The following is a 22,478-nucleotide window of genomic DNA, read 5'->3' on the forward strand; positions in this document are numbered from 1 at the left end:
CTCCCCCCTGCGGGGAGGGGCCGGGGGTGGGGGCCCCAACCACCGGAGGCGCGATCCCTACAACCGCACCGCCATCCCCGTGCGCACGCTCTCGTCCGCCGCAAGGCAGATCCTGAGCGACTCCACCGCGTCCTGCATCTGCCGGCTCAGGTCCATGTCCTCGACGATGGCGCGATAGACGAAATCCTGTTCCAGGGCGCAGAGCCCGTCATGGCCGGCCTCCGCCGGCACCGCGATCAGCTCGTCCGCCTGCGCGAAGCCGCCCGCCGCGTCCAGCGCCGCGTGGTGCACTCTTATCCGGTCGGCGCGCGTATGCATTTCGAGGTCGTCCGAGCGCCCGCCCGGCGCCGGCACGATCGACACCGCGCCGTTGGGGCTCACCACGTCTTTGACGAAGAACGCCTCTTCCGACATCATCGGCCCCCAGCCGGCCTCGTACCAGGCGAGCGAGCCGTCGGCGAACAGCACCTGGAACTGCCCGTAATTGTACATGTCCGGCGCCACCTCCGGCGTCAGCCGCAATCCCATGCCGCGCACCTCCACCGCCTTGGCGTCGGTGATCTGGCACATCACGTCGACATAGTGCACGCCGCAATCGACGATCGGCGACGTCGTCTGCATCAGCGCCTTGTGCGTGCGCCAGCCGGAGCCGCTCGATTGCTGGTTGAGGTTCATGCGGAACACATAGGGTCCGCCCAGCCGCCGCGCCTCGGCGATCAGCCGCACCCAGCTCGGATGGTGCCGCAGGATATAGCCCACCACGAGCTTCCGCCCGTTGGCGTTCGCGGCCGCCACCACGCGCTCGGCGTCGGCCACGTTGGTGGCCAGCGGCTTTTCCACGAACACATGCGCGCCCTGCTCGAGCGCCATCACCGCGTAGTCGGCATGCGTGTCCGAATAGGTGTTGATCGACACCAGCTCCGGCCGCGTCTCGCGCAGCGCCGCGGCGTAGTCCGGCTGCACCGCATAGCCGGACAGCTCCGGGCTCAGCCGCGGCGTCGAGCGGTTGACGAGGCCCGCGATCTCGAACCCCTCATGCCGGTGATAGGCCAGCGCATGGCTGCGCCCCATCCCCCCGAGTCCCGCCACCAGCACCCGTATCGCCATCGCATCCTCCCTGCCGTCCGCCCACGCACCTAGCAGCCAATCGGCGCCGGCAGAAGCCGCTTGCGGTGCGCGCCGCAGCGGCGTAAAGGGCGGCCGTCGCGAAAAGCGGCCGCCTCCCTTGATCCGCTCAGTGGCGGAGTAAGCAGGTGGACGAATTGTCGTCCAGGCGGTCAAGCACACGCCGGCCCTGCGCCTTGCGCCGGGTCCGGCCAGCGTCCCCCAGAACCCTGATCGCCTGACCCTGTCAGGCCACCGCAGCCATCCGGCGCCGCGCGCGGCGTCCGCATGCCTGCGCCACCGGAGCACGCCCATGACCCGACCGCTCGTCGTCATCTACGCCGCCGTCGTCCTCGATGCCGTCGGCATCGGCCTCGTCTTTCCCATCCTGCCCGCGCTGCTCGCCGAGGTCGCGCACACGCCCGACGTCGCGCCCTATATCGGCGTCATGACCGCGCTCTACGCCGTCATGCAGTTCGTCTTCGCGCCGGTGCTGGGCGCCCTCAGCGACCGGCTGGGCCGCCGCCCGGTGCTGCTGCTCTCGCTCGCCGGCGCCGCGATCAACTACCTGCTGCTGGCCTTTGCCCCCAGCCTCTGGCTGCTGTTCGCCGGCCGCGCCATCGCCGGGCTCACCGGCGCCAATGTCTCGGTGGCCACCGCCTACATCACCGACATCTCCGCCGAGGATATGCGCGCCCGCCGCTTCGGCCTGCTCAGCGCCATGTTCGGCATCGGCTTCGTCGTCGGCCCCGTGCTCGGCGGCCTGCTCGGCGATTACTGGCTGCGCCTGCCGTTCATCGCCGCGGCGCTGCTCAATGGCGGCAATCTGCTGCTGGCGCTGCTGCTGCTGCCGGAATCGCGCCGCCCGGGCGGCGGCCGCCTCGAGCTTGCGGCGCTCAACCCGCTGCGGCCGTTGCGCTGGGCGCTGTCGCTGCGCGGCCTGCTGCCGCTCATCGTGCTGTTCTTCCTGCTTAGCGCCACCGGCGAGGCCTATGGCGTCTGCTGGGCCCTGTGGGGCGGCGACGCCTTCGGCTGGAACGGGCTGTGGATCGGCCTGTCGCTGGGCGCCTTCGGCCTCTGCCAGGCGCTCGCCCAGGCCATCCTGCCCGGCCCGGCAGTGAAGCTTCTGGGCGAGCGGGCCGCCATTCTCGCCGGCATCGCCGGCGTGTCCGTGGCCCTCGTCGTCATGGCGCTGGCGCGGCAGGGCTGGGTGGTGTTCGCCGTCATGCCGGTCTTCGCCCTCGGCGGCATCGGCGTGCCGGCCCTGCAATCGCTCGCCACCCGCCAGGTCGACGCCGCCCGCCAGGGCCAGTTCCAGGGCGTTCTCGCCTCGATCGTCAGCCTCGCCTCGATCGTCGCCCCGCTCGGCTTCTCCAGCCTGTATGTGCTGGTCCGCCCCGTCTGGCCCGGCGCCGTCTGGCTTTCCGTCGTCGCCCTCTACGCCCTCGCCATCCCGCTGATCCTCGCCCTCAGGCTGAAGCCGGCCGCGCCCGCCGCCGGCCGATCTCCGGCTTAACCTCCGATAAACCAAGTTTGCGCGGCCCCTGCCGGCCTGCTATCAGCCCGCTTCAGGCGGCTGCTCCCCGGCCGGCCGGACGATTCTGAGGCCCATGTCCACCCCGCTCGACCATATCCGCAACTTCTCCATCGTCGCCCATATCGACCACGGCAAGTCGACGCTGGCCGACCGGCTGATCCAGATGACCGGCGGCCTCGAGGCGCGCGAGATGAAGGAGCAGGTGCTCGATTCCATGGAGATCGAGCGCGAGCGCGGCATCACCATCAAGGCGCAGACCGTCCGCCTCAATTATCGCGCCAGGAATGGCGAGGACTATGTCCTCAACCTTATCGACACCCCCGGCCACGTCGATTTCGCCTACGAGGTCAACCGCTCGCTCGCCGCCGTCGAGGGCAGCCTGCTGGTGGTCGACGCCACCCAGGGCGTCGAGGCGCAGACCCTCGCCAACGTCTATCACGCGATGGAAGTCGACCACGAGATCGTGCCGGTCATCAACAAGGTCGACCTGCCCGCCGCCGACGTCGATCGCGTCAAGCAGCAGATCGAGGACGTGATCGGCCTCGACGCCTCCGACGCACTCGAGATTTCCGCCAAGACCGGGCTCGGCATCGACACCGTGCTCGAGGCGATCGTGCACCGCCTGCCGGCCCCCAAGGGCGACCCCGCCGCGCCGCTCAAGGCGCTGCTGGTCGATAGCTGGTACGACACCTATCTCGGCGTCGTCGTCCTCATCCGCGTCGTCGACGGCACCATCAAAAAGGGCCAGAAGATCCGGATGATGGCCACCAAGGCCGCCTACGAGCTCGACCGCGTCGGCGTGTTCACCCCCAAGCTGGTGGACGTCGGCGAGCTCGGCCCCGGCGAGATCGGCTTTTTCACCGCCGCCATCAAGCAGGTGGCCGACACCAATGTCGGCGACACCATCACCGACGACCGCCGCCCCACCGCCACCGCGCTCCCCGGCTTCCGCCCGGCGCAGCCCGTCGTGTTCTGCGGCCTCTTTCCCGTCGACGCCTCCGATTTCGAGGAGCTGCGCGAGGCCATGGGCAAGCTGCGCCTCAACGACGCCAGCTTCTCGTTCGAGATGGAAACCTCCGCCGCCCTCGGCTTCGGCTTCCGCTGCGGCTTCCTTGGCCTCCTGCATCTCGAGATCATCCAGGAACGGCTGAGCCGCGAGTTCAACCTCGACCTCATCGCCACCGCCCCCTCGGTGGTCTACGAGATCGAGCTCACCTCCGGCGAAACCATCCAGCTCCACAACCCCGCCGACATGCCCGAGGTCACGCGCATCAAGGAAATCCGCGAGCCCTGGATCAAGGCCACCATCCTCACCCCGGACGAATATCTCGGCTCCATCCTGAAGCTCTGCCAGGACCGGCGCGGCATCCAGCGCAACATGACCTATGTCGGCAACCGCGCCATGATCGAATACGACCTGCCGCTCAACGAGGTGGTGTTCGATTTCTACGACCGCCTCAAATCCATCTCCGCCGGCTACGCCAGCTTCGACTACACCCTCGCCGACTACCGCGCCGGCGATCTGGTGAAGCTCACCATCCTCGTCAACGCCGAGCCGGTCGACGCGCTATCCATGCTGGTCCACCGCCACGCCGCGGAAAGCCGTGGCAGGCAAATGTGCGAAAAGCTCAAGGACCTGATCCCCCCCCACCTCTTCGTCATCCCGATTCAAGCCGCCATCGGCGGCAAGATCATCGCGAGGGAGACAGTGCGCGCCATGCGCAAGGACGTCACCGCCAAATGCTACGGCGGCGACGCCACCCGCAAACGCAAACTGCTGGAAAAGCAGAAGGCGGGCAAGAAACGCATGCGCCAGTTCGGCAGCGTGGAGATCCCGCAGGAAGCGTTCATCGCGGCGCTAAAGATGGATGATAATTGATGCGTATCTATCGGCTTCACGACGGCAAAAAATGGCCGCCCGCAAAGAAGGATGGCTTGTTTGTGCTAGGCGATCCACGCGCCGGTGACAAAAAGCATCACGAGAAGAACGAGGTGCTTGTTCGCACCGAGGAGGAAGCCATCCGGCTTCTCCGTGACGGCTTCTCCATTCGCATCGAAACCTCGACCCGGCCGAGCCTCGTAAGGCGCAATTTGTTCGTGGATGACTTTCGTCTTAGCTGAGCGTTCGGCCGCCCGACGACCTCGCCGCCGATCTGAGCGCCGTGTTCGGCGCTACGGTGTATGGCCGGGGTCTTCCCCCGACACCGCGCCTCCGCTACCGTCCGCGCAGTGGAGGGATCGCGCATGGCCAGTCTGCTGACATTGACCAGGGGGCTGGGCGTCCGCACGCTGGCGCGCGGCGAGGTGCTGATCGCCGCCGGCGACGAGCCGTCGGGCGACATGTATGTGCTCGAGGCCGGCCGCCTCGGCGTCGAGCGCGACGGTGTGCCGCTCGCGACCATCAGCGAGCCCGGCGCGCTGATCGGCGAAATGAGCGTGCTGCTGGGCACCGCCCACAGCGCCACCGTGCGGGCCGAGGCGGCGAGCAGCGTGCGCGTCATCGACAACGCCGTCGCCTTCATGGAGCGCACGCCGCTGGTGGCGCTGCATGTCGCGACGCTCGCCTGCGCCCGGCTCGATGCCACCAGCGCGCTCCTGGTCGAGATGCGCCGCGACGCCGGCAAGGCCGACCAATCCATGCTCGGCCGCCTGTTCGGCGCGCTGAACGGCACGCCGCGCCCCGGCGCCTGAAGGCCGGCCCGCGCGCGCTCGCCGCACCCGCCGCCCGTGGACTTCGCCCGCGCCGCATGTGCTAGAACAGCGGCGCGCAACCCACGGAGGCTTTCATGCAGATCGGTATCGTCGGACTCGGGCGCATGGGGGCCAATATCGCGCGGCGGCTGCTGCAGGGCGGGCACGCGCCGGTGGTTTACGACATCGACGCCGCCGCCCGCACCGCGCTCGGCGGCGAGGGGGCGATACCCGCCGAAACGCTCGAGGCGCTGGTCGGCGCGCTCGCCGCGCCGCGCACCGTCTGGGTCATGCTGCCGGCCGGCAAGGTCACCGAGGGCACCATCGCTCATCTCGCCTCCATCCTCGGCGAAGGCGACACCGTCATCGACGGCGGCAACACCTACTACAAGGACGATGTGCGCCGCGCCGCCGAGCTCGAAAAATCCGGCATCCACTATATCGACGTCGGCACCTCGGGCGGCGTCTGGGGGCTCACCCGCGGCTATTGCATGATGATCGGCGGCCCCGATGCCGAAGTGCGCCGGCTCGACCCGATCTTCCGCACCCTGGCGCCCGGCGCCGGCGACATTCCCAGAACCCCCGACCGCGACGATCACGATCCGCGTGCCGAGCTCGGCTACATCCATGCCGGGCCAGCCGGGGCCGGGCACTTCGTCAAGATGGTGCACAACGGCATCGAATACGGCATGATGCAGGCCTATGGCGAAGGCTTCGACATCCTCAAGGGCAAGAACGCCGATCTATTGCCGCCCGGCGAGCGCTACGATCTGAAGCTCGCCGACGTCGCCGAAGTGTGGCGCCGCGGCTCGGTGATCTCCTCCTGGCTGCTCGACCTCGCCGCCGAGGCGCTGGCCAGGGATCCGGCGCTCGAAACCTTCTCCGGCTATGTCGAGGATTCCGGCGAAGGCCGCTGGACCGTCGAGGCCGCCATCGAGGAGGCGATCCCCGCCGAGGTGCTCACCGCCTCGCTCTACACCCGCTTCCGCTCGCGCCAGTCGCACAATTTCGCCGAAAAGCTGCTGAGCGCCATGCGCTTCGGCTTCGGCGGCCACGTCGAGAAGAAATAGCCGCCCACCAGAACGCTATTCGCTCATCGCCGTGCACAGCGCGCTCATGTCCTTGAGCTCGGTCGGCGAAGCGCTCCACAGATCGTGCTCCACCGTCATGTCGAGCGCGCAGCGGCAATAGGCGGTGCAGAATTGCGGCCCGCCGGCGCCCTCGGCCTTGCCCTTGCCGGCAAGGCAGCTCGCGGTGCAGCTCTGCGTGAAGCTCTCGAGCTTGGCCTGCTCTGCCGATTGCCGCCAATTGGCGATCGGCGTCACGATGCCGAACAGGATCGGCTGGTGCACCAGGTAGACGACAAGGCTCCAGCGCCCGAGGAGCGCCAGCCCGCGCACCGCCCGGCTGCCGCTCGACCAGCCGAAGGCCGGCGTGCCGCGCAGCACCCGCATGCCGAGCATGCCGAGCAGCATCACCCCCAGCCACGGGAACACCGGCACCAGGTCGGCCGTCTCCGGCGTCACCCTGAACAAGCCGATCCAGTTGAGCCAGCGCGGATCGAACGCATCGGACGAAAACACCGCCGGCAGCCCCAGCGCCAATGCGGCCACCGCCGCGCCCGCCCATAGCGGCGCGCCGACCAGCGGCAGGCACAGCAGCGAGCCCAGCGCGATCATGTGCAGCACGCCGAAATAGGCGAGATCGTCGCCGAACAGGAACCACGTTCCGGCGCTCACCGCGGCGGCCGCGGCCACCAGCATCGCCTCGCGCCGCCAGAAGCCGCGCCAGGCGATGCCCTCGCCATGCGCCAACGTCAGCCCGGCGCCGGCGAGCAGCAGGAACGCCGTGAGGATCGCGCGCTGCGCCGTGATCCACACCGGATCGACGCCGATGCCGACATTGATCAGGCCGTAATAATTGAGGTCCCAGCACAGATGGTAGGCGGCCATCGCCACCAGCGCCAGGCCGCGATAGACGTCGACCGCCTGCAGCCGCCGTCGTGCCGTCGTTTCACCCATCGCGCGCTCCTCACCGGCCCGGCGCCGGCGCCCGCCGCGCGTCCGCCATGGCCGGCGCGGGGCCGCTCCCTCATGCCGAAAAATCGGCGCCGCCGGAAGGCCCCGCATATCCCCGCCGCCGCGAATTGTCGCGGGAACCGGGCCGCGGGCACCGGGGTTGGGGGGTGGAGGTCGCAAGTCCCGACAACACGAAAGGATTCCCCATGCGCAAACTCCTCCTGGCCGGTGTCGCCGTGCTCAGCCTCGGCGCCGCCACCCTGCCCGCCGCCTATGCCGCGAGCACCCTCGGCGCCGCGGCCGGCGCCACCACCGGCTCGACCCTCGGCTTCATCTTCGGCGGCCCGGTCGGCGCCATCATCGGCGGCTTTTCCGGCGCCGTCGTCGGCAGCACCGTTCCCGACACCTCGGTGACCTTCGCCGGCACCCATCCGGTCGAGCAGGTCTATCTCAAGGATCATGTGAAGGTCGGCTACAAGGTCGGCGGCACCGTCAAGCTCTACCCGATCGACGGCGACGACGCGCACGCCTATTTCTACGCCAACAACCGCGTCTGGATCGTCGACCGCAGCAGCGGCAAGATCGTCGCCTCGCCCGGCTTCGTCGTCTCCGACCGCACCGTCGCCTACGTCAAGGCGCACCCGACCGGCTCGGTCCGCTTCTCCGGCAGCCTGGCGCCCGGCGCGCATCTGAAGAGCAGCGTCCGGATCACCGCCATCCCCGACGCCCGCGGCTACGGCTACGTCTATCTCAACGACCGCCCGGCGCTGGTCGATACCGGCAGCCGCACCGTGGTCTGGGTCGAATAGCCTCCGGCGCCATCATCGGCTAGCATGCAAAGGCCGGGCCTTCGGGGTCCGGCCCTTGCGCATCGACCGAGAGGACGCCGCCGTGCCCGCTCCCTGGCTCCGCCGCGACTGGATCGCCCCCGGCATGACCCTGATCGAGCAGGGCGGCAGCACCGGCCAGCTCTACGTCCTCAAGGACGGCCAGCTCGAAGTCTTGCGCGACGGCCGGCACGTCTCGACCATCCGGACGCCCGGCGCCGTGGTCGGCGAAATCAGCGTCCTGCTCGACATGCCGCAAAGCGCCACGGTACGCGCCGTCACCGCCGTCGACTATTTCGTCATCGACGACGCCATCGCCGTGCTCAACGCCCACCCCGACTGGCTGCTGCAGATCGCTCGCCTCTTGGCGCAGCGCGTCAACGCCACCACCGCGCTCCTCACCCGCGACAAGGCCGAGGAGCCGGCGCTGGTCCTGCCGCAGAATTTCATGTCGAGCTGGACCGACCCCGCGATATGACCGCCGGCAAGCCCGTCCTGCGCATCACCTACTGCACCCAGTGCAACTGGCTGCTGCGCGCCGCCTGGATGGCGCAGGAGGCGCTCGCGACCTTCTCGCTCGAGCTGGGCGAGGTGGCGCTCGTTCCCGGCACCGGCGGCATCTTCCGGATCCACCTCGATGGCGCGCTGCTCTGGGACCGCAGGCGCGACGGCGGCTTCCCCGATGTCCGGCAGCTCAAGCAGCTGCTGCGCGACCGCATCGATCCCGGCCGCGACCTCGGCCACATCGACCGCGCCGCAAAACCTGTTCCATCGGACGGCTGACGCCGCAAAAGCCGGCCGCGGGAAACGATCGAGCGGCCCGCGCCGACGCATCAGTCGGGCCCCCCCTCCCCCTTGCGGGGAGGGGCCGGGGGTGGGGGCCACGCCCACCGGCCGCGCCATCCACCAACCCCGCCAGCCCCACCGCCGCCAACCGCGCTTTCGCTTGCGGTTTAACTGCTCTAGTGTCGCCGGCAAGCCTGCACCGGGGACGATGTGCAGGCACACGATCAGGGAGACTGCGCCTCATGAGACACGCTTTGACCGCGCTCGCCGCGACGCTGTTCGCCGCCGCCGCCGCCATCGGTTCCGCCGCTGCCGCTGAGCTGCCCGACCTCAAGGGCCGCACCATCCAGGCGGTCACCGAGAACGCCTACACCCCGCTCAACTTCGCCGATCCGGCCACCGGCAAGGGCATCGGCTGGGAATACGACGCGGTCGACGAGATCGGTAAGCGCCTCAACGCGAAGATCAACTGGAACGTCATGTCGTGGGACACCATGATCCAGGCCGTGCATGACGGCCAGTTCGACATCGGCATGGACGGCATTTCCATCACCGACGAGCGCAAGGCGCAGGTCGATTTCTCCGACCCCTACATGGACAACAAGGAATACATGCTGGTCCGCCAAAGCGAGGATCGCATCAGGCAGCCGGGCGATCTCGTCACCAACACCGACCTCTTGATCGGCGCGCAGTCGGGCACCTCCGGCTTCTACGCCGCCGAAGGCCTGCTCAATCCCGACCTCAAGGACGGCGACACGCCCGACGACAGCCGCATCAAGCTGTTCGACACCTTCGGCGCCTCGGTGCAGGCGCTCAAGGCCGGCGACGTCGACATGGTGCTGATGGACCAGGCCTCGATCAACGGCTACATCGCCGCCGATCCGGGCGTGTTCAAGACCGTGGGCGATCCGATCGGCTCGGACCAGTTCGGCTTCATCTTCAAGCCGGGCTCCGACCTCGTGGCCCCGGTCAACGCCGCCCTGGCATCGATGCAGGCCGACGGCACCCTCGACGCCCTGAACCGCAAATGGTTCTACGAGTACAGCGCCGCCAAATAGCGGCGACGGGGCCCCATCGACAGTGCGCGTGGCCCCACTCCCGTCCCCTCCCCGCAAGGGGGAGGGGGGCGATAGAGCCGCGAGCGAGATGTGGAAGTCAGGCTCCCCTCCCCCTTGCGGGGAGGGGTTGGGGGTGGGGGCCACACCCGCCACGCCCGCCACGCCACGTCGCGTCCGCTCCCATGGCGGGGAGGAGCGGGGGCCGGTGCCACGCTCCTCCGATGAAGCAGTCGGGCTCCCCTCCCCCTTGCGGGGAGGGGCCGGGGGTGGGGGCCAGGCCCACCAGACAAGCATCCACAACCACAGCAGCGCACATGCAAGACCGTCACCGCCGACGCCTCGCCGATTTCCCGTACTGGCTGCTCGCCATCGCGCTGCTCGGCATCGTCGCGCTCTGGGCCATCGTCGCCGACGGCGACTACACCCGCATCTTCCGGGCGCTGTCGGGCGGCGTGCTCACCACCATGTGGGTGACGCTGGTCGCCTTCGCCCTCGCCATCCTGCTCGGCCTTGCCGTCGCGCTGATGCGCACCTCCGGCCGGGCGCTGCTGGTGCAGCTCGCGACCTTCTACACCGAGCTGGTGCGCGGCATCCCCATCCTGGTGTTCCTGTTCTACATCGCCTTCGTCGGCGCTCCGGCCACCATCGTCGCCGCCAACTGGCTCACCGCGCCGCTGCAGCAGTTCGGCTGGATGCCGGCGCTCACCGTGCGCAATTTCGATCTCACCTGGCGCGCCATCGTGGCGCTGACGATCTGCTATTCGGCCTTCCTCGCCGAAATCTTCCGCGCCGGCATCGAGGCGGTGCCCGAGGGCCAGCTCGAGGCGGCGCGCGCCATGGGCCTGAGCCGCGGCCAGATTTTCCGCAGGATCGTCGCGCCGCAGGCCTTCCGCATCATCCTGCCGCCGCTCGGCAACGATTTCGTGTCGATGATCAAGGATTCGGCGCTCGTCTCCTCGCTGGGCGTCCAGGACATCACCCAGCTCGGCAAGGTCTATTCCGCCGCCACCTTCAAATTCTTCGAAACCTACAACGTCGTCGCCTTCCTCTACCTGACCATGACCATCTCGCTGTCGCTGGTCGTCCGCTACATCGAACACCGCATGAAGCGCTGATCCGGCTCTCTGCGTCGCACGACAGCCGCTGCGTGCCCCCCCACCTGACTGAAGCACTGGAGAATGCGGCTCCATCGCCCCCCTCCCCCTTGCGGGGAGGGGCCGGGGGTGGGGGCCACATCCACCGGATGCCGGCCAAGCCACCGGATACCCGGTGCCCCATCCACCGGATGCCGGCCCCCCACTTGCGCCCGCCCGGATCATCCCCACATCATCGCGGTCTTTGGCTCCGTCGAGGGAAACACGCTGATGCTGACCAATCTCGCCCGCGCCGCCGGTGCGCTCGCGCTCGTCGTGCTGCTTGCCGCCTGCGGCAAGGACAATTCGACCGGCGTCGGCAAGATCAATGTCGACTGGACCGGCAACGACATCGCCATCGAGGCGGTGGAGGACCCCGACGTGAAGGGCGTCGTCTGCCACGTCGCCTATTTCAACCGCAGCCTCATCGACCGCCTGCAGCAGGGCAACTGGTTCGAGGATCCGTCCTATTCGGCCATCGACTGCGCCGCCTCCGGGCCGGTGACGGTGGGCAACATCTCCACCTCCGCCGGCGGCCAGGAGATCTTCAAGCAGCAGCGCAGCCTGATCTTCAAATCGCTGCGCATCACCCGCATCTACGACAAGGCCAACAACACGCTGCTCTATCTCGCCCATGCCCGCGAGCTGCAGATGGGCTCGGGCAAGATGTCGCTCTCGGCCGTGCCGCTCAACGGCCTCGACGTCACCTGGAGCAACGGCAAGCCCAACTAAGCATCTAGCGATGAGATAGAGCCCGCTGGCTGTTGCCCCCCACCCCAGCCCCTCCCCGCAAGGGGGAGGGGAGCCTGACTGAAGCACCGGAGAATGCGGCTCCATCGCCTCCCTCCCCCTTGCGGGGAGGGACCGAGGGTGGGGGCCTCAACCACCGGACATGCGTCCGTTCGAAGCTGAAACGCTTTGGTGGTTGGGCGATCGGACGCCCCCACCAGGTGTCATCCCCGCGAAAGCGGGGACCCGACCCTCGCCTTGCGCCAGCGTCGAATCGGGTCCCGGTCAAGCCGGGGATGACGTGCGGGCGAGCAACCATGCAGGCCACCCCATCGCGGCAATTTGCGACAAATTCTGTCTCGGCCGGTAAGGCTGCCGCGAGCCTCGGGGTCGCATCCTTGGCGCCTGTCCATGACGAGGTGGTCCGATGCCCGCGATTTTCGGCTTCTTCGATGGCGCCTATGCCTCGCTGATGGCGAGCGTGGTGGTGTTCGTCACGTTCTTCTGCATCGCCCGGGTGCTGCGCGCCCGCCAGGGCGTGGCTTTCGCGTTCGCCTTCGCCCCGCTGCTGCTGCTGTTCGCGCTCGAGGCGGCCGCCGCCAGTCTTTGAGGCGCTTCGGCCGCACTTCGCGCCGATCGGCCGCGGCGGGGAATGGCTTGGTCCGCCCGCCGCCGAAAACATAAAGAATTTTCCCGTCCGCCGCTGCCCCCGCCGCGCCCGAGCGCCGATATTCCCTTTCAGCATGGCCCGAGCGAGCGGGCCGGAAGGAACTGACGCAATGGCACTTCTCATCGGCGACACCGCCCCCGATTTCGAGGCGGAAAGCACCCAGGGTCGCATCCACTTTTACGACTACATCGACGGCAAATGGGCGGTGCTGTTCTCGCACCCCAAGAACTTCACCCCGATCTGCACCACCGAACTGGGCTACACCGCCAGGCTGAAGCCCGATTTCGACAAGCGCGGCGTGGTCGTGCTCGGCGTCAGCGTCGACGAACTGAAGAACCACGACGCCTGGTCCAAGGACATCGAGGAGACGCAGGGCACTGCGCTCAACTTCCCGCTGCTCGCCGATCCGAGCCGCGAGATCGCCACCAAATACGGCATGATCCACCCCAATGCCGACACTTCGCTCACCGTGCGCGCCGTCTACGTCATCGGCCCGGACAAGAAGGTGAAGCTCAAGATCGAATACCCCGCCTCGACCGGCCGCAACTTCGACGAGATCCTGCGCGCCATCGACAGCCTGCAATTGACTGCGAAGCATTCGGTCGCGACCCCGGTGAACTGGAAGCCGGGCGAGGACGTGGTCATCGGCTCGGGCCTCACCGACGAGGCCGCCAGGGCGAAATTCCCCGGTGGCTGGACGGCGCCGCGCCCCTATTTGCGCATCGTGCCGCAGCCGCAGGGCTGAGCCTGACGCGCGTTTCATCTCCTGGTCGTCTCCCGACGAAGACTGCGGCCGCCTCCCGGGGCGGCCGTTTTTCTTGCCGCGGAGGTTTATGCGGGACCCTTCAGCGCGTGACGGATCGCGCCGAGCAGCATCATGATCCGCGCAAACCCCATCAGCAGCAGCCCGCCGAGGAACGGCATCAGCGCCCAGTTCAGCGACGCCGCGGCGCGCCCCAGCGCCGGCAGCACGGCGTCGAGCCCGGAAGTGTAGGCGGCCATGAGGCTCTGCACGAGCGCCGGGGCGTCGAACGCCGCCAGCACCACCGTGACGACGACCGAGATCAGCCCGATCAGATACAGCAGGATGGCAATCATCTCCGGCCCCCGGCCCGGTCGCTAATCCGTCGAGTAAACGGGCCGCCCGCTTCGCCGTCAATCGCACCCGGCGGCGATGTGCACGGCAAAGCGCGACGTCGACCCGCGATAACCGGACACAGTGTCAGGGCTCACAATTGGTCCTGGCGGAGGAAGACGCGCACCCGCCGCGACCGTCCGGCCCAGGCGAGCAGCAGTCCGGGCACCCCGATCACCGCCCAGCCGGGGCAGCCCAGCAGCGCCTCCACCGCCGGCTGCAGCACCGGCCCGAACAGCCGGCTCGTCAGGAAATCATGAACCGCCGCAAGGCTTTGCGGGTGCATCTGGGTCCAGCTGTCGCGCAGCGGCGTGATCACGATGGCGTTGGCGCCCAGCGATTTGGTGCCGTCGATGATCACCAGGATCACCGCGCAGGCGATCAGCAATGTACCGATGATCCGGAGCAGGAGCCGCATGCCGCCACTTTCCACCACCGGAACCACGACGTCCGGTAAACCACCATGGAGTGCGGCCCTTTTTGCATGCTGCATCCGGCCGGCACAAGGTGTGCCGCCGCCGCGCCGGCACCGCTCCACAGCCCATGTTTTCCGGCCTTGCGGCGCCGCCCTCCATGAGTATATTGCCCCCGCCTTTGGAGGGGTGTTCCGCCCCCTCGTCCCGCCCCGTGCGGCAAAGGCCGATGTCGCCGGCGCCCGCCGCGCGGAGAGATGGCCGAGTGGTCGAAGGCGCACGCCTGGAAAGTGTGTAGGCGGGTAACCGTCTCAAGGGTTCGAATCCCTTTCTCTCCGCCATTCCTTCAACACCCTCGCCAAGACCACCTAACACATTGAATGGTAAGGTGGTTTCTGGGGTTCGAAAACCCGTTTTCGCGCTGTAAGCCAGTTTGTCCGAAAACGTCATTCTCAGCACCAGTCTGCGGTAGTCGTAGCGACCCGAATCCCAGAGTTTGGAAGGGTTTGCGAGGAACTCGAAGGCGAGTTCGAACAACTCGTCGAACTTGCCTGCCTTCGGCAACGTCTGCCCTGCCTTTTCGAGCAGCACCAGCTTAGTGCGCTCGTGTTCCGCGATGCGCGCTTCGCAGGCCCGCACAACCGCGTCCGTCGTGCTCTCGACGATGCGATCCACGAGCCGTGCTATGCTTGTCTCAACGGTTGCAAGCTCGCGCTTGTAGTGTGCCGCCATGGCACTCGCCTGAGCACTTCGCTGATCCCAGGCGTCCTTGAACATCGCCATGGCGAGGTCCATCAGCTTTGCAGAGGGCGTGAGCTGGTCGAGGACACCTGCGAACTCTCCTTCGATCACGTCACGGCGGATCGACTTGCGGTACTCGCTGCACCCGCGCTTGAAGCACATGTAATAGGGATGCTTCGCGCCGGTCTTGCTGGTGGACCAGCATGCGGTCAGCGGGTGGTCACAAGAGGCGCAGACCACAGCGCCACGCAGCGGAAAATCGACATTGAGGTCGGTGCGCATAGGCGCACGTGACCCGTCGATGAGCCGCTGCTGGATGCGTTCGAAGGTCTCGTAGCTCACGAGACCCTCATGACGCCCCTTGCGTCGCGTTACGCCCCAGTCGGCCTTCTCGACTACGCCGCCATAAAGCACATTGGTGAGCAGGTCATGCGCCTGCTGGTTCGTTATGCGCGTGCGGCGACCCTTACTGAAGTCGGGGTGCTCATTGAGCCAACGCGCCAGCTCCGCCTGTGAACAGAGCCGGCCAGTTGCGAAGGCCTCAAGACCCTCGGCGATCACCGATGCTTCCGGTTCGACACGCACAAGGATATTGCCGACGCCTGCGACGCGTTCCTGGCGCATGCCGCGCGGCGGGATGAATGGCCAGAACCCGTTCAGCAGTCGTCCCTTCATGCGGTCCTTGGTCTGCTCTGCATTCTGCTCGCGCTGATACTGGGCAGTGGACATCATGAGATTCTCGACCAGGCGCTCGGCCGAGCTGTCGCCGAACTTCATGTTCGGGCTTTCCAGCCGCCCGCCCGCCGCCGTCAGAAGGTCCCGCAAATCCCAGTGCCCGCGAATGTCGCGTGAAAAGCGATTGGGATGATCCACGATGACGACGAGCTTGTCGGCGCGGCGGGTGCGCAGGAACTTGATGAGCGCCCCCATTGCGGGGCGGTCGGTCACGCCGCCCGTGACATTGTCACGGAAGACCTCGACCACATCATACCCCATGCGCTCGGCATACTGACGACAGGTCGCTTCCTGCGACGCGAGGCCATCGCCCTTCCGCACCTGATTGGGGCTGCTGACGCGTGCATAGATGATCGCGCGCTTGTCGGCGCGATCCATTTCAAAGTCCCACTCAGTATGGCTCATGAGTCCTCCATTCACGCGGCGCACGGGATGAGCGCGCCTCGTCGGTTTGTTTTGCGGTTTCGGATTGTCCGGGTACCGATACTACCATCGCGGCAGTCGCGGTGCCTTCAATTACCTTGGACTTATCCATAGCCTGCTGGATCGGGCTCGTTCCGAACCCGAGATCAACGAAGCCGACCACGATGACCCAAAGCGACTCCAGAAGCTCCTTGCCCTGCGCTTCCGTGAGTTCGCTGTCCTCCAGATATGGCAGGTACTTGCTCACATCGAAGTTCAGAGCCGTTCGCCCCTCGCCGACAGTGTCGGGATCGTTGAAAACCTGAATCTGGGAGTGGCTCGGCAGCCCGTCGCTTGCGACGGGGAATGACCCGGCGGCGCTATTGAATTTGTCCTTTATCATCTGCCGTCTCCGATCTCAGTTATTCAGTCAGTTACTCCGGGCCGTTGCTGGCAATGTCCCTAGTTTAATACTGCCATTCACAGCCATATGACTGCAAGTTATTTCACATATTGCTGGTTGAACCTATGATTGGACTTCAACCCGCAGTTGTATCGCTGGGGACTGAGAGCGTGCCGCATTGGCGGAGCGCGCGACGGGCGAATGACGGAGTCATCTGCCGGGGTCACAACGACCACGCCGAACGGCGGCAGCATTGCCACTCAGTTCCGGATTAATGGGTTTTGCTCAGCTCCCGGATCGGGAGCACCCCAGCGAGACACCAGAAAAATAGCGCCGACGACGGTGCGTTGGGAAGCGGAATCTCGGTGAAGATTTGGTGACAGGTTAACCCGCTGCCTTCATTGGGCAATCCGCGTTTCGTCCAGGCATTTGCATCGAGAAAAGTCGGGGCCTGTTGGCAGTACCGCACATCTCGTCTCGCGTCCTCCGGGGCATCGAACACGGCTTCATTGGTGGGGCCTGCCGCAAGCTGATCGACGATCAACGCGCTCGCTTCCGCGCTTCGCTTGTGCAGCAGCGCCCCTTCGGGCGTTGGCGTGTGATCGGTCGATCCCGCGCTTGCGGCTCTACGTCCCCATGAAGCCGGGCACGGTGCCCGGCGAAAAGAAGGAGACTGGAATGACCGATACAAGCAACAGAACCCACCCGACCCACACGATCTATAAAGTGCTCGGCGACGGTGAAACCGCCCGATGGATCAAGGTGGGCGTCGCGTTCCCCCACAAGGACAAAAAGGGCCTCGCTCTCATGTTCGACGGCATTCCCGTCGATGGCCGCATCGCCCTTCGGGTGAACAAGCCCCGCGACCAGGAACAGGCACCGAGTGCGCGTTCCAACAACCGTCAGCCGCGACCGAACTGAACAGCCCCCTCGATCCCGAAAGGCCCTGCCGGTGGACGGCGGGGCCTTTTCGCATGCGCTCAGGATGCACCGGCCAGAAGCGCGCGCACGAGCATCAGGCCGAGCAGGAGCGCGCCAAGCGACACGAACACCGAGGCGGCGGCATAGCCGACCGCCGCGCCGAACTGTCCGCGTTCGACCAGCAGCACCGTGTCGAGTGAAAACGCCGAGAACGTCGTGTACCCGCCGAGCACCCCCGTCGTCAGAAACAGCCGCCATTCCTGCGGCAGACCCGAGCGCTGCGCAAAATACTCGGCGATGATCGCCATGATGAAGCAGCCCGACACATTCACCACCAGCGTCCCCATCGGGAAGCCGGTCCCGGCTATCGTGCCCACCACGATGTTCATCCCATGCCGGGCCATGCCGCCAAGCCCGGCCCCGACGAACACAATCACAAATCCAAGAGCGCCCATGGCCACCCCTTCAAGTTGGAGGCCGGGTCCGGTTCGTTCAGGAGGGGTCTTCGCAAAAACATCCCACCGCGACGAAGCCTTGCAGCCTCTCGTTGCAGCAGGAGTTATCAGCCACGACGGCGGTTATCGGGGAGCCCCATCCCCATCATCAGCAAGAATACCAGAGCAGCAGGGTCAAGGTCAAAACCCCCCGCAGAAGGATGCGCAAGATGTGTGTGGTAGTACCACACATCTTGGCAAAGGGGCCCGCTGCGCGCCCCTGTTGCATACCCCCGGCCTGCGGCGCGGCCTCGGCATTGAGCCTCGTCGCACCGCCAACCGTATCGCCGGTTGATCCACTCGTCGGACTTGGAGACGTGCCTCTCCACCGACACCGTCTGGCCGTTTCATCGCCACTGAGGGGAGCCGTCGCGCTCCCCTGCAGAACCCCATCGACATGAAGGGCGTATCGCCGCCCCTCATGACACCCGCTCGCCGGACCTGGAGCCTTCCCGCTCCACCGGCACCGGACCATGGAGGAACGTCCGCCGTTCCATCGCGCTCGCGGGAGCCTTCGTGCTCCCCGAGACCCCCATGACCAACCGTGCGCCGATTGGATGCCGCCACCGTGGTTGCCGGTGGAGCGCAATGCAAGGTTGGGCGAGCGCCAGCATCTGCGGTCAGCGACCGTTCGACCGTCGGGCGGGCCGCCCTTCTAGTCTAGTCGCCAAAGGCGGAATTTTGACGAATACAACCCCGTACGGCATAATATCTGACAGTGTTCAACTAACGTGGAGATTGCATGAAAACAATTACTATTGAAGAACTTTATTTTGCAGATGCTGTGAAAGTAATTTCATCTGCGCAGAAATACATAATTCCCATCCCGGAGCTTTCAGATGGCGAGCCTCTGATCTACCCAGGCGGATCGAGAGGGAAGGATGGTTCTCTCGTAGAGGGCATGCCGATCGTTGACTGGCAGGGAAATGCCATCGGGCAGTCGGGGGTCGTTTTCTACAACGGCAAGGACCGAGCGGTGCAGGCGGCGAGAGGCGACGGCAGCGGCGTGATCATTATGAATGAAGTGAATGATCAGCAGGCAAAGAAGCTTACGTCCTTCATCGAGCAACTCGCAGGGACACCAGAGGCTTTGTCCCTCGCCCAGATCAAGGCCGTTCTCGAAATGGCGAGAGGGCTTGGCCTGGAGGATACGTACAATTCCGATCGCGGCTTTGTGCAGAGCAAAATGAGCCCTGTTGGAGATCTGGGGGCCGATGGATTTGGGCTGCACAAGCGGGACGACCGGGACATTTGCCCGGCAATCCGACTGACTGGAGAAGGAACGTTCGCAGGTCCAGCGGCGACACCTCAACAGTTCAGGGATGGGGCAGTAATCGTTCGGCAGGGCGACAACTATCGTCTGATTCAAAGCGATGTCTTTGAACGGACCTATCGCCACTCGGACAATTCTGCGGTGCGTACCGAGGAGCTTCCCGTGGGTACGTTGCGCCCGTCTTCCCAACAGAAGGCAGAACTCGCGGCCACGGCCGCCCTGTAACTATACATTGGTCTCAAGGTGCGCCCCACGAGCCCGGCGCACCTTGAGGCGCTGCCAGCATTCGGCGTCGAGCCGCGCCCATTGCGGCCACCATTCGTCCGCTGCCCGGGGCTCCAAGGCGTCATCGCTCGCCGCCCCTGATCAGATGAGAAAGTCCTTCATACTTCAAGTAGATATTCGGAAATTTTGACATATTCATAATAGTTATTGTATATTTGCCATAATGGCAACAATAGCGAGGAAATATGCGAAATACAGAACAGTTGGCACAAGAATTTTCGGATCACATCAAAACTGCCCTGCGCCGTCTGGCCGACGAACAGCCGGTTCTGGATGATCGGCATGGTCACCTGATTGACCGGGACAGCTTCTCTGCATTCGCTGAGGCTGGCTTGGCCGGAGCCGACCGAGCCATGCTACATCAGGTGCTGCATGACATGAAGAGCCGCGTATTCCTTGGCATGAACAATGTTTCAGCCTCTGCCGGGCTGGATGGAATGACCCTGTTTGGAGCGGTTTGGGCCTACGCGTTAAAGAAGGCAAACCCGACCTACGGCGAACTGTCCCAACCCTGCACCGACCCATTGCCCTTTACCGGCATTGTGGTCACGCGGCAGGGAGCATCTCTCAATGGTGCGGCGCACAACCCGCAGCCCTTGAAAGAGATACTGACGGAGTACTGGGGAATTGGAGCCGGTCGCGCCAGTTCGGCGGATATGACCTACAGTGAGTGGTGTTCTGCCATGCAGGACAGAAAGCCGTCTCAAGCGACTCCACACCAGGCGAGCCTGCCGGAATTGACTCCGGCCTTCACCGATCATGCAGATCCGTTGTCAGTTGTTCTCGCGGCCCCGCTGTCAACTAAGGAGGAGCCATCATGCGCCAGCAGCGCCAGCGCCCCGAGAGTGCTTTTGCCACCGGGCATTCGCTGACCACTTGAGCGGGAGACTTCCCCTCTCTCGGACACCCCATCGACATGAAGGGCGTATCGCCACCCCTCATAACATCCGCTAGCCAGACCTGAAGCCTTCTTGCTCCCCGAGACCCCATGACCAACCGTCCGCCGATTGGATGCCGCCACCGTGCTTGCCGGTGGAGCGCAAGGACGGGAGAATTCCGCTCTCCCTTCCAGCCCTTCGACCAACCTTCCACAGGTTTGATGCCGTCACCGTTTCGCCGGTGAACCACGTCGTCTTTGATGGCCTGCGATGGAGTGCTTGATCACTTCGCCCCTGCGGCATTTGGGCCTACGATCCCCTGATGAACCAGACGATCAGCAATTTCCTGAATGCCCTCGACCTTGAGGAAGCTAATTTCCGGGGGTCCCTCGCGGCCGACAACCTCGGGTTGATGTTGCGCGCGGCCATTAACGAACTCGACTGGTACGCCTACCACATGGTGCGCACGTCGAACCCGACGCCGGAGCAGGAAGAGCAGTTCTATCTGCTTCAGCTCGGAGTGCCCCGGCTCGTGAAACTGGCCCTCGACGTGCGCCCGTCGTTTGATGTGCCGACCGTGATGTTCCGCAGAAACCAGAACATTACCTCAAAGGCGCTTCGACTGGTCGCCGGTATCGCGTTCGTTGAGCACGGACGGCGTGTCGCACACGCAGCCACGACGGGCGAATGTGAGGTTGAACTGACCGTAGACGGAACATATCGGTTCACGCTGCCGGACAGCCTGCCCGACGGTGAGTATTACGAGCGAGCCGTCCGCGAGCACTATCGCAGTGCCAGCGAAGACCAGTTCCAGAAAAAGCTGCGGTCGCGAACGGGGAAGAAGCTGGGCAAGGAGGTCGGCCGCGTGATGCGGGACCTCGTGCATGTCTTCGCCACCTACTTCATCGGCTACGACGCCGACCCGCTGCTGGACGAGTATTTCTTCGCCATGGCGATGCACCAGATCCAGTTGCGTGATGGCTACGATACATTTCACTACTCTACCCGCTTCGGTGGCGTGCCGTTCGGAAAATACGTGCTCGCGGTAACGTTCCTTATCGCATGCTGCATTCGGCATCAGAGCTTCGCCGAGACGCTTGTGAAGAAGCACTCCTCGATACGGCTTGAGGACGTGCTGACCGTGTCGGCGGCCACAGACGGCTTCCTCGATACGATGCGTGAAGCAATCAACGCATTTGGGTCACGGTATCCCGACTACAGTGCCGCTGATCTGGATGAGGTTCGCCGCATCTTTGATGTGCTCTCCATCAGCAGGCGAAACACCGGCCTGCTTGCACAGCCCGCGTCCCCGCTGCCACTAATGGTCCAGTGCTCCGACCACGACTTTATCTGGTGCAACACCGGAGCCGCGTCCAACCCGATGCAGTTCCTGCTGAACTCCCTGCGCCATCATTTTCCTAGGGAATACGATCGCCATCAGCAGACCCGCGAAGCGTCAATGCAGGCCGCCATCCGGCGAGTCCTGGATGAAGCATTCGCGGGCCTTACCTATCGCGACAATATCAAGGTCAGAGTCGGTGGGCGTGAACTGACGGACATTGATCTCGTTGTCATGGAGGAAAAGACCGGTGTTGTCCTGCTGTGCCAGCTCAAACACCAGGACCTGTACGGGGCCGACCTTCGGTCGGCACATAATCGCCTGAACAGACTGAAGGACCAGGTCTCTCACTGGCTGAAGGCGCTCGATGAGTGGACTTCACTTGCGGGCGACAGCGGTATTCGTTCCGCCCTGCGCCTTGATCGCAGATTTCCCCCGGTTCGTCTGTTTAGGGTCATCGTGTCGCGCCATTACGCGTTTCCGCTGAAGGATGTGGCTGAAGGTGCTGACACCACATACGCCACGTGGCCGCAGTTCTACAACGCGGTCCAGCTTGCGACGTTTGATGCGCCCCGCTCTCACTCTTTGCTGGACCTCATGACCGCGCTGAAGAACGGCGAGGCCCCTGGCGGCGTTCAGCATCATCGACCTGAACCCCCGACGGAATGGAACCTGGACAATCTGCGGTTCACGGTGGGTCAGCGTGAAGGGGCGGCCTGAGCCGTCCCGCAGGCGTCGTTCCCCGACTCATTTCTGCAGGACGCGGAGCAGCTTCCCATAATGTCGAACGTGGCGGCCCCGCTGGCATTTTCCGGGGCAACCGACTAGAGTTCACAGGGGGGAATTCCGCTTTGATCGGCAGATTGCTCCGGGCAGTGCCTGGACAGCCGTACTTTATTTTAGGGA

Annotated in this window: 25 protein-coding genes, 1 tRNA gene, 2 pseudogenes and 1 riboswitch; of the genes and pseudogenes, 19 read left to right on the forward strand and 9 right to left on the reverse strand. The window is 65.4% G+C overall.

Annotated elements, in window-relative coordinates; genetic code table 11:
* Positions 1-57 precede the first annotated feature (57 nt).
* On the reverse strand, positions 58-1,107 hold the full coding sequence (locus BGO82_RS18905) for a Gfo/Idh/MocA family oxidoreductase (RefSeq protein WP_291307179.1): 1,050 nt from the start codon (positions 1,105-1,107) through the stop codon (positions 58-60).
* Positions 1,108-1,417: 310 nt separating this feature from the next.
* Between BGO82_RS18905 and BGO82_RS18910 the strand changes: the two genes are divergently transcribed.
* From BGO82_RS18910 to gnd, 5 genes are all read left to right on the forward strand, one after another.
* On the forward strand, positions 1,418-2,620 hold the full coding sequence (locus tag BGO82_RS18910; protein WP_291307180.1) for a TCR/Tet family MFS transporter: 1,203 nt from the start codon (positions 1,418-1,420) through the stop codon (positions 2,618-2,620).
* A gap of 94 nt (positions 2,621-2,714) precedes the next feature.
* Positions 2,715-4,520, forward strand: a complete 1,806-nt coding sequence (lepA, locus tag BGO82_RS18915) for a translation elongation factor 4 (protein WP_291307181.1) — start codon at positions 2,715-2,717, stop codon at positions 4,518-4,520.
* Positions 4,520-4,762 carry a hypothetical protein gene (locus BGO82_RS18920; RefSeq protein WP_291307182.1) on the forward strand — a complete coding sequence of 81 codons (243 nt, stop codon included), beginning with the start codon at positions 4,520-4,522 and terminating at the stop codon, positions 4,760-4,762. Before lepA ends, BGO82_RS18920 begins: the two co-directional genes overlap by 1 nt.
* Positions 4,763-4,885: 123 nt before the next feature.
* On the forward strand, positions 4,886-5,332 hold the full coding sequence (locus tag BGO82_RS18925) for a cyclic nucleotide-binding domain-containing protein (RefSeq protein WP_291307183.1): 447 nt from the start codon (positions 4,886-4,888) through the stop codon (positions 5,330-5,332).
* A gap of 95 nt (positions 5,333-5,427) precedes the next feature.
* Positions 5,428-6,402 carry a phosphogluconate dehydrogenase (NAD(+)-dependent, decarboxylating) gene (gene gnd / locus BGO82_RS18930; protein ID WP_291307184.1) on the forward strand — a complete coding sequence of 325 codons (975 nt, stop codon included), beginning with the start codon at positions 5,428-5,430 and terminating at the stop codon, positions 6,400-6,402.
* A gap of 15 nt (positions 6,403-6,417) precedes the next feature.
* Here the strand turns inward: gnd and BGO82_RS18935 are convergent, their stop codons facing one another.
* Positions 6,418-7,353, reverse strand: a complete 936-nt coding sequence (locus tag BGO82_RS18935; RefSeq protein ID WP_291307185.1) for a heparan-alpha-glucosaminide N-acetyltransferase — start codon at positions 7,351-7,353, stop codon at positions 6,418-6,420.
* A gap of 203 nt (positions 7,354-7,556) precedes the next feature.
* Here BGO82_RS18935 and BGO82_RS18940 point away from each other — a divergent pair, with 203 nt between their 5' ends.
* The 8 genes from BGO82_RS18940 (at position 7,557) to BGO82_RS18975 (ending at position 13,298) form a co-directional block, all read left to right on the forward strand.
* Complete coding sequence (locus tag BGO82_RS18940) at positions 7,557-8,159, forward strand: DUF1236 domain-containing protein (protein WP_291307186.1); 603 nt, start codon at positions 7,557-7,559, stop codon at positions 8,157-8,159.
* Between the two features lie 82 nt (positions 8,160-8,241).
* Complete coding sequence (locus BGO82_RS18945) at positions 8,242-8,655, forward strand: cyclic nucleotide-binding domain-containing protein (protein WP_291307187.1); 414 nt, start codon at positions 8,242-8,244, stop codon at positions 8,653-8,655.
* Entirely contained in the window at positions 8,652-8,960 is a 309-nt protein-coding gene (locus BGO82_RS18950; RefSeq protein ID WP_291307188.1) for a SelT/SelW/SelH family protein, read from the forward strand. The genes BGO82_RS18945 and BGO82_RS18950 overlap by 4 nt, the downstream gene beginning before the upstream one ends.
* Before the next feature lie 236 nt (positions 8,961-9,196).
* A complete protein-coding gene (locus BGO82_RS18955; RefSeq protein ID WP_291307576.1) occupies positions 9,197-10,021 on the forward strand; it encodes a transporter substrate-binding domain-containing protein in 825 nt (274 codons plus the stop codon).
* A gap of 314 nt (positions 10,022-10,335) precedes the next feature.
* Positions 10,336-11,136 (forward strand): amino acid ABC transporter permease, encoded by an 801-nt coding sequence (locus tag BGO82_RS18960; RefSeq protein ID WP_291307189.1) that lies wholly within the window; start codon positions 10,336-10,338, stop codon positions 11,134-11,136.
* Positions 11,137-11,385: 249 nt separating this feature from the next.
* A complete protein-coding gene (locus tag BGO82_RS18965; protein WP_291307190.1) occupies positions 11,386-11,886 on the forward strand; it encodes a CreA family protein in 501 nt (166 codons plus the stop codon).
* 424 nt (positions 11,887-12,310) lie between these two features.
* The gene (locus BGO82_RS18970; protein WP_291307191.1) at positions 12,311-12,493 is read left to right on the forward strand and encodes a hypothetical protein; all 183 of its coding nucleotides are present in this window, start codon (positions 12,311-12,313) and stop codon (positions 12,491-12,493) included.
* 169 nt (positions 12,494-12,662) lie between these two features.
* A complete protein-coding gene (locus tag BGO82_RS18975) occupies positions 12,663-13,298 on the forward strand; it encodes a peroxiredoxin (RefSeq protein WP_291307192.1) in 636 nt (211 codons plus the stop codon).
* Between the two features lie 86 nt (positions 13,299-13,384).
* On the opposite strand, the gene BGO82_RS18980 is transcribed toward BGO82_RS18975, so the two are convergent.
* Positions 13,385-13,651, reverse strand: a complete 267-nt coding sequence (locus BGO82_RS18980) for a hypothetical protein (protein WP_291307193.1) — start codon at positions 13,649-13,651, stop codon at positions 13,385-13,387.
* A gap of 131 nt (positions 13,652-13,782) precedes the next feature.
* Complete coding sequence (locus BGO82_RS18985) at positions 13,783-14,106, reverse strand: hypothetical protein (RefSeq protein WP_291307194.1); 324 nt, start codon at positions 14,104-14,106, stop codon at positions 13,783-13,785.
* A gap of 246 nt (positions 14,107-14,352) precedes the next feature.
* Here BGO82_RS18985 and BGO82_RS18990 point away from each other — a divergent pair.
* Positions 14,353-14,442 (forward strand) — tRNA-Ser (locus BGO82_RS18990).
* 502 nt (positions 14,443-14,944) lie between these two features.
* Here the strand turns inward: BGO82_RS18990 and BGO82_RS18995 are convergent.
* Positions 14,945-15,124, reverse strand: a pseudogene (locus BGO82_RS18995) (zinc ribbon domain-containing protein); the annotation flags it as partial.
* A gap of 69 nt (positions 15,125-15,193) precedes the next feature.
* Between BGO82_RS18995 and BGO82_RS19000 the strand changes: the two are divergent.
* Positions 15,194-15,358, forward strand: coding sequence for a hypothetical protein (locus BGO82_RS19000; RefSeq protein ID WP_291307195.1), 165 nt, complete (start codon positions 15,194-15,196; stop codon positions 15,356-15,358).
* Between the two features lie 159 nt (positions 15,359-15,517).
* Here the strand turns inward: BGO82_RS19000 and BGO82_RS19005 are convergent.
* The 3 genes and pseudogenes from BGO82_RS19005 to BGO82_RS19015 form a co-directional block, all read right to left on the reverse strand.
* A pseudogene (locus BGO82_RS19005) lies at positions 15,518-15,982 on the reverse strand (recombinase family protein); the annotation flags it as partial.
* Entirely contained in the window at positions 15,969-16,382 is a 414-nt protein-coding gene (locus BGO82_RS19010) for a hypothetical protein (RefSeq protein ID WP_291307196.1), read from the reverse strand. The gene BGO82_RS19010 and the pseudogene BGO82_RS19005, both read right to left, overlap by 14 nt.
* Positions 16,383-16,653: 271 nt before the next feature.
* Entirely contained in the window at positions 16,654-16,926 is a 273-nt protein-coding gene (locus BGO82_RS19015; RefSeq protein WP_291307197.1) for a hypothetical protein, read from the reverse strand.
* A gap of 134 nt (positions 16,927-17,060) precedes the next feature.
* Between BGO82_RS19015 and BGO82_RS19020 the strand changes: the two genes are divergently transcribed.
* On the forward strand, positions 17,061-17,303 hold the full coding sequence (locus BGO82_RS19020) for a hypothetical protein (protein ID WP_291307198.1): 243 nt from the start codon (positions 17,061-17,063) through the stop codon (positions 17,301-17,303).
* Positions 17,304-17,362: 59 nt separating this feature from the next.
* On the opposite strand, the gene crcB is transcribed toward BGO82_RS19020, so the two are convergent.
* Positions 17,363-17,758 carry a fluoride efflux transporter CrcB gene (crcB, locus tag BGO82_RS19025; RefSeq protein ID WP_291307199.1) on the reverse strand — a complete coding sequence of 132 codons (396 nt, stop codon included), beginning with the start codon at positions 17,756-17,758 and terminating at the stop codon, positions 17,363-17,365.
* 91 nt (positions 17,759-17,849) lie between these two features.
* Positions 17,850-17,911, reverse strand: a riboswitch (Fluoride riboswitch).
* A 628-nt stretch (positions 17,912-18,539) separates the two neighbouring features.
* Between crcB and BGO82_RS19030 the strand changes: the two genes are divergently transcribed.
* The 3 genes from BGO82_RS19030 to BGO82_RS19040 all read left to right on the forward strand — a co-directional run bounded on the left by BGO82_RS19030 (position 18,540) and on the right by BGO82_RS19040 (position 22,292).
* Complete coding sequence (locus BGO82_RS19030) at positions 18,540-19,295, forward strand: hypothetical protein (RefSeq protein ID WP_291307200.1); 756 nt, start codon at positions 18,540-18,542, stop codon at positions 19,293-19,295.
* 245 nt (positions 19,296-19,540) lie between these two features.
* A complete protein-coding gene (locus BGO82_RS19035; protein ID WP_291307201.1) occupies positions 19,541-20,227 on the forward strand; it encodes a hypothetical protein in 687 nt (228 codons plus the stop codon).
* Positions 20,228-20,555: 328 nt separating this feature from the next.
* A complete protein-coding gene (locus BGO82_RS19040; RefSeq protein ID WP_291307202.1) occupies positions 20,556-22,292 on the forward strand; it encodes a hypothetical protein in 1,737 nt (578 codons plus the stop codon).
* Positions 22,293-22,478 lie beyond the last annotated feature (186 nt).

Source organism: Devosia sp. 67-54 (genome assembly GCF_001899075.1).
In the GTDB taxonomy this organism is placed as follows: Bacteria; Pseudomonadota; Alphaproteobacteria; order Rhizobiales; family Devosiaceae; genus Devosia_A.

Bases quoted from the DNA above. Each gene is read 5' to 3' on its own strand.
- BGO82_RS18905 (WP_291307179.1), bottom strand. From the start codon at position 1,107: ATGGCGATACGGGTGCTGGTGGCGGGACTCGGGGGGATGGGGCGCAGC.
- BGO82_RS18910 (WP_291307180.1), top strand. From the start codon at position 1,418: ATGACCCGACCGCTCGTCGTCATCTACGCCGCCGTCGTCCTCGATGCC.
- lepA (WP_291307181.1), top strand. From the start codon at position 2,715: ATGTCCACCCCGCTCGACCATATCCGCAACTTCTCCATCGTCGCCCAT.
- BGO82_RS18920 (WP_291307182.1), top strand. From the start codon at position 4,520: ATGCGTATCTATCGGCTTCACGACGGCAAAAAATGGCCGCCCGCAAAG.
- BGO82_RS18925 (WP_291307183.1), top strand. From the start codon at position 4,886: ATGGCCAGTCTGCTGACATTGACCAGGGGGCTGGGCGTCCGCACGCTG.
- gnd (WP_291307184.1), top strand. From the start codon at position 5,428: ATGCAGATCGGTATCGTCGGACTCGGGCGCATGGGGGCCAATATCGCG.
- BGO82_RS18935 (WP_291307185.1), bottom strand. From the start codon at position 7,353: ATGGGTGAAACGACGGCACGACGGCGGCTGCAGGCGGTCGACGTCTAT.
- BGO82_RS18940 (WP_291307186.1), top strand. From the start codon at position 7,557: ATGCGCAAACTCCTCCTGGCCGGTGTCGCCGTGCTCAGCCTCGGCGCC.
- BGO82_RS18950 (WP_291307188.1), top strand. From the start codon at position 8,652: ATGACCGCCGGCAAGCCCGTCCTGCGCATCACCTACTGCACCCAGTGC.
- BGO82_RS18960 (WP_291307189.1), top strand. From the start codon at position 10,336: ATGCAAGACCGTCACCGCCGACGCCTCGCCGATTTCCCGTACTGGCTG.
- BGO82_RS18965 (WP_291307190.1), top strand. From the start codon at position 11,386: ATGCTGACCAATCTCGCCCGCGCCGCCGGTGCGCTCGCGCTCGTCGTG.
- BGO82_RS18970 (WP_291307191.1), top strand. From the start codon at position 12,311: ATGCCCGCGATTTTCGGCTTCTTCGATGGCGCCTATGCCTCGCTGATG.
- BGO82_RS18975 (WP_291307192.1), top strand. From the start codon at position 12,663: ATGGCACTTCTCATCGGCGACACCGCCCCCGATTTCGAGGCGGAAAGC.
- BGO82_RS18980 (WP_291307193.1), bottom strand. From the start codon at position 13,651: ATGATTGCCATCCTGCTGTATCTGATCGGGCTGATCTCGGTCGTCGTC.
- BGO82_RS18985 (WP_291307194.1), bottom strand. From the start codon at position 14,106: ATGCGGCTCCTGCTCCGGATCATCGGTACATTGCTGATCGCCTGCGCG.
- BGO82_RS19000 (WP_291307195.1), top strand. From the start codon at position 15,194: ATGACGCCCCTTGCGTCGCGTTACGCCCCAGTCGGCCTTCTCGACTAC.
- BGO82_RS19010 (WP_291307196.1), bottom strand. From the start codon at position 16,382: ATGATAAAGGACAAATTCAATAGCGCCGCCGGGTCATTCCCCGTCGCA.
- BGO82_RS19020 (WP_291307198.1), top strand. From the start codon at position 17,061: ATGACCGATACAAGCAACAGAACCCACCCGACCCACACGATCTATAAA.
- crcB (WP_291307199.1), bottom strand. From the start codon at position 17,758: ATGGGCGCTCTTGGATTTGTGATTGTGTTCGTCGGGGCCGGGCTTGGC.
- BGO82_RS19030 (WP_291307200.1), top strand. From the start codon at position 18,540: ATGAAAACAATTACTATTGAAGAACTTTATTTTGCAGATGCTGTGAAA.
- BGO82_RS19035 (WP_291307201.1), top strand. From the start codon at position 19,541: ATGCGAAATACAGAACAGTTGGCACAAGAATTTTCGGATCACATCAAA.
- BGO82_RS19040 (WP_291307202.1), top strand. From the start codon at position 20,556: ATGAACCAGACGATCAGCAATTTCCTGAATGCCCTCGACCTTGAGGAA.